At 44.4% G+C, this 4,267-nt stretch carries 6 protein-coding genes; 1 reads left to right on the forward strand and 5 read right to left on the reverse strand.

The genetic code is table 11. The annotated features are described in order from the left end of the window. Positions 1–79 precede the first annotated feature (79 nt). The 4 genes from QUA40_RS27805 to QUA40_RS27820 form a co-directional block, all read right to left on the reverse strand. Positions 80–319, reverse strand: coding sequence for a hypothetical protein (locus QUA40_RS27805; RefSeq protein WP_333131804.1), 240 nt, complete (start codon positions 317–319; stop codon positions 80–82). Between the two features lie 156 nt (positions 320–475). Further along, positions 476–1,030 carry a hypothetical protein gene (locus QUA40_RS27810; protein WP_333131807.1) on the reverse strand — a complete coding sequence of 185 codons (555 nt, stop codon included), beginning with the start codon at positions 1,028–1,030 and terminating at the stop codon, positions 476–478. Positions 1,031–1,613: 583 nt separating this feature from the next. Next, positions 1,614–2,558: an HAD-IC family P-type ATPase gene (locus tag QUA40_RS27815; RefSeq protein WP_333131809.1), complete on the reverse strand. Its 945-nt coding sequence runs from the start codon at positions 2,556–2,558 to the stop codon at positions 1,614–1,616. Further along, the gene (locus QUA40_RS27820; RefSeq protein ID WP_333131811.1) at positions 2,539–2,871 is read right to left on the reverse strand and encodes a cation-transporting P-type ATPase; all 333 of its coding nucleotides are present in this window, start codon (positions 2,869–2,871) and stop codon (positions 2,539–2,541) included. Before QUA40_RS27820 ends, QUA40_RS27815 begins: the two co-directional genes overlap by 20 nt. A gap of 69 nt (positions 2,872–2,940) precedes the next feature. Between QUA40_RS27820 and QUA40_RS27825 the strand changes: the two genes are divergently transcribed. After that, a protein-coding gene (locus QUA40_RS27825) for an IS1 family transposase (RefSeq protein ID WP_333131813.1) occupies positions 2,941–3,673 on the forward strand; the annotation gives its coding sequence in 2 pieces (ribosomal slippage) (positions 2,941–3,266 and positions 3,265–3,673; 735 coding nt in all). Between the two features lie 211 nt (positions 3,674–3,884). Here QUA40_RS27825 and QUA40_RS27830 read toward each other — a convergent pair. Next, positions 3,885–4,181 (reverse strand): pyridoxamine 5'-phosphate oxidase family protein, encoded by a 297-nt coding sequence (locus QUA40_RS27830; protein ID WP_333131815.1) that lies wholly within the window; start codon positions 4,179–4,181, stop codon positions 3,885–3,887. Between the last annotated feature and the right edge of the window lie 86 nt (positions 4,182–4,267).

Here is a 4,267-nt window from a genome sequence, read left to right on the forward strand (position 1 = left end):
TCTTGAAAAAATCACTCCTGAACAAATTAGTTCGTTGTCATCTTACAAGTTTATTCTTGAAGCCCTATTCTATGCAGCTTCACATTAAATTGGTATGTATCACAGATACAAATGTCTTTTCTAGGTGCAGTTTTAAGGAAAGTTGTTGGGAAGTAGTGATCTGATTAAAGTTACCGAAATGGGTGAGTAATTGTTGACCAGCATCCCGCATCAAAAGTTCTTGGCTTTTAGCAATATTGAGCCGTTGGGCTTTACCATTGACTTCTAAATAAGGCTTTTCCTTGCTCGAACTATCAACAATCGTGCCATCCCTTTCCATGATAAAAATCTGGCCAGACCTACTAATGTTTAAAGTCCGCAGAAAATCACTGATTTGGGATAAAATAAGCTGTACAGCCAGAATACCTTTTAATTGCTTTGATGAGTCATAGACGGGGTAGCTAGAGCTAACAGAAATGATTTCTGGGCGATCAGGCTATTGCTGAGAAGTCCAAGTAGGTTTACCAATTTTGACAGGAACTTCAAACAATGGATCTTCTTGATACCGGTAATAGTCTCTTGACAAAAGCTTGGTTGGATTACCCTGCTGATTTAGGGCATAGTGTTTATAGCGAAAGTTATCGGAGGGTTGCATTAATTCTGTGTATAGAGAACCATCATTTTCTCGACCAATACCGATATATAACCCCTGCTGATTGCAAAAGATAACATAACTGAAGTTTTTAAATAACTTCATTTGTTTCGCAAAAAACTGCCTAGTTACATTCATATCTTGGGGATTTAGTATCCCCATATCAATCGCCTTCAAATTAATTTCATTCACTTGTCTAGGTGCTGTCAGGTAGTTATTTAACTGCTGACTAATGCGGTTATTCACTTGGTTATTGAGTTGGGTTGCCAAATCTATGACCGCTTTTTCCCCATTTCGGAAAGAGAGATAGCCAACCAAGCCAACGGCTGCGAAAGTCTGTAGCAGAAAAGGTATTATCAGAGTGTTACGGAGGCGAAACTTAAACTGTGTTTTGTTCATGGCTTAATCTATATTTAGTTAAATTCTTCGGTGATTATATGCCATTTTCGACTATACGGAGAGCGCAGGATATTGTAAATCAAAAGTCCGGACAGTTTTCAATCACCAACGGTAGAATGCGAGTTATGGGTTCCTCAGCAGGTGAACTCTTAACGGTAGAATGCGGGGTTTGAGTCACTGCCCAAAAAACTGTCCGGAGTATTGGATAATAAAAATAGGTAGTGTGGTGCAGAAGTAATGTTTTTCGCATTCTCAATCAATCAAACATACAGACGCCGATTGCATTGAATTACATCATTGCTTCTGCAGAGCCATCAAAACCAATTATGACAATTGAGGGTTTCAAATGTGGGTTTTGTAGGATTTGGCGATGGCTTACGCCCTGCTTCGCTACGAACTATCCCCCTTCATTCTTCAACTTCCATCGGCTCTCCTGAGTTTGTAGTGATAAGCAAACCGCATATCCTTACGGAGAGGCCGTCACAGAATCACGAACAGTTGTGCCTGATACCGTATACACCATAAACCCAGGAGAGCCCTTCCATCTCCAACTGATAAACCCTTCTAACTCAAACCCTAAACCTTAATTATCCGAACTTCTTTGCAGCACGACACTCATCATCCGTCTGCGCGAATCAAAGGGAACTTCCTGCGTTCTCTTAAGCTGACGCTGTAGTTCTTCAAGGTTCAGTTCCTTTTTTAAGGCAGCCACCAGGAGAGCAGCTTCAGTGGGATCGCCAATCTCCTGCCACTGACTGGAACCTGCTGGATGGTTCAAGCGGGCATTGGAACAGAGCGCTGAACCCGCCAACAGCAGCTTTACCGATTCCATTCGCCCAGCAGGAACTTGTACCTCTCCTCCCGTCGGGTCGTACCCTATTCCAGTTACTGTAATCTCAGATGTCGGAATCCACAGTCGGCAAACCGTCATCTCATTCTTGGTTAGCGTCCCTGTTTTGTCTGTACAGATGACCGTTGTGGCACTCAATGTCTCCACTGCCGAGAGCCGACGCACCAGAGCATTACGCTTTGCCATGCGCTTGACACCCATAGCCAGAGCCAAAGTCACAGTTGGTAGCAGTCCTTCTGGGATAAATGCCACAATAATCCCCATCGCAAAAATGAAGCTTTCCTTGAGTTCCATGCCAACCAACAGGTTAGTCAGCAGAAACACCACAACACCCAGCCCAATGGCGATCGTGGTGATGACGTGCACCACGCTGTTGATTTGAATTTCCAGGGTGCTAGGTTCTCGCTTCACAGTTGTAGTGAGATGGGCAACCTGACCAAACTCGGTGTGAGTTCCTGTAGCGTACACGACAGCTAATCCACGCCCTGCCGAAACGGTAGAACCCGCAAAAACCAGATTGCTTGATTCGGAGGCACGCATCTTTTCCGTGGCTACAGGTTCCGCCGAGCGGGCAACCGGCAGCGATTCTCCAGTCAGCACCGAGACATCGACATAACAAGACTGGGCCGAAACCAGTCTGGCATCGGCAGAGATGCGATCACCCTCTTCCAATTGCATGACATCTCCCTGACGGAAATCTCCCTAGCTTCCCATCTCGATAGACTTTAGCGCGGGCGGGCAACATTTTATTGAGTGCTGTTAACGCTTGTTCTGCCTGGAATTCTTGCCAAAAACTGAAACCGGCATTAATCCAGATCACTGCCCAGATTGCCCAGCCGAGTTCTGGTGTACCGGACACAAAAGCCAGCGCACCTGCAACCCAGAGCAAGAGTGCCATGAAATGGGTCAACTGATCGGTGAACCGGAGTAATAGCGATCTTCTGGCTGGTTCGGGCAGTTCATTAAAGCCGTAATGCTTGATTCTGGGCATTGCTGAATTAGGGTATGATAAATAAGGCGTGCAAGCGCCAAAAATAAAACTTCAAAAAATCCAGACTTTATGAAATGTCCTGAATGTCAGTCAACTTACGTTAATAAAAATGGTCATAAAAAAGGTAAACAGAATTATATTTGTGTCGATTGTGGCAGACAATTTATAGATTGCTATCAACCTCATAAAGGTTACTCTGAGGAGGTGAAACGTGAATGCCTCACAATGTATGTCAATGGTCTGGGTTTTCGAGCAATAGAGAGGATTAAAGGGGTGCATCACACCAGCATCATAAATTGGGTCAAGCAAGTAGGAGAATTGCTGCCTGATGCTTATGAACCAGAGACAATTCCCGAAGTTGGAGAACTTGATGAACTCGAAATATTTATTGGTCAAAAAAAATAAAATTTGGCTCTGGACAGCGGTTAATCACTTTCAGCCAGGGATTTTAGGATGGGTGCTGGGCGACCATAGTGCAGCAACTTTTCGACCATTGTGGGAATTAGTCGGTAGCTGGAAATGTTATTTTTATGTAACAGATGGATGGCCAGTTTATCCCATGTTTATTCCAGATGGAGACCAAATTGTCTGTAAAACTTATATGACCAGAGTAGAGGGCGAAAATACGCGGCTACGACATTATTTGGCACGACTTCATCGCAAAACACTTTGCTATTCTAAGTCGAGAGAGATGCTCAAAAATTCAATTCGCTTACTAATTCATTATCCTAAGTTTTGGGAGGTTCCGGTTCCCGATCCAGGGCATCATTTCAATCGCGTTCGAGCGAGGCAAATCGAGTAGCTAATACATAAGAGCGATCGGCGAAATCATACCTTAATTCAGCAACGCCTGATTCTGATTGCTGTTTCTGCCTCTGAAAGTCCCTTTTCTGAAGTTGACCAAGTTTCGTAGACTTGCTGGATCGATAGTGTCCAAACAGGTGCATGAGGTGCCATAGAGAATCAACAAGTTGCCTCATAAGTTTGCAGTTGCACGGTTGACGAGAGCGCTCCTATGGGTTCTTACTGCTGACTCCATCAGTCGTGCGTCCGCTCATTTCAGTCTCGTGGATGCGGTAGATTGCGATCGCTTCTGAACGTCCCTGAGCATCAATCCAGGTTCGATTGATAGCAGGTGAGAGCGTTGGATTGCGCTCTTTGATCAAGTGCATTGCCCGAGCGATATCTTCCTGCTCAGTCAGGCGCGAGGCTCGACCATTGACGATCGCGCTGCGCCAATGAAGCGGCTCGCGTATTTCTTCAACCTGCAAACAAGTTTCTGGATTTGCATCAAGATCGTGAGTCTTCATGCCGATCGTTGTAAGTAGTCAAACAAAATTAATTACACAAACAACTAATATGATATAATAAAATATCAAGTTGTGTTAAAAGAGGT

The sequence above is a fragment of the Microcoleus sp. Pol11C3 genome, from assembly GCF_036701485.1.
In the GTDB taxonomy this organism is placed as follows: Bacteria; Cyanobacteriota; Cyanobacteriia; order Cyanobacteriales; family Microcoleaceae; genus Microcoleus.

Coding starts and splice junctions, on each gene's coding strand:
- QUA40_RS27805 (WP_333131804.1), bottom strand. CDS start 319: ATGGAAAGGGATGGCACGATTGTTGATAGTTCGAGCAAGGAAAAGCCT.
- QUA40_RS27810 (WP_333131807.1), bottom strand. CDS start 1,030: ATGAACAAAACACAGTTTAAGTTTCGCCTCCGTAACACTCTGATAATA.
- QUA40_RS27815 (WP_333131809.1), bottom strand. CDS start 2,558: ATGCAATTGGAAGAGGGTGATCGCATCTCTGCCGATGCCAGACTGGTT.
- QUA40_RS27820 (WP_333131811.1), bottom strand. CDS start 2,871: ATGCCCAGAATCAAGCATTACGGCTTTAATGAACTGCCCGAACCAGCC.
- QUA40_RS27830 (WP_333131815.1), bottom strand. CDS start 4,181: ATGAAGACTCACGATCTTGATGCAAATCCAGAAACTTGTTTGCAGGTT.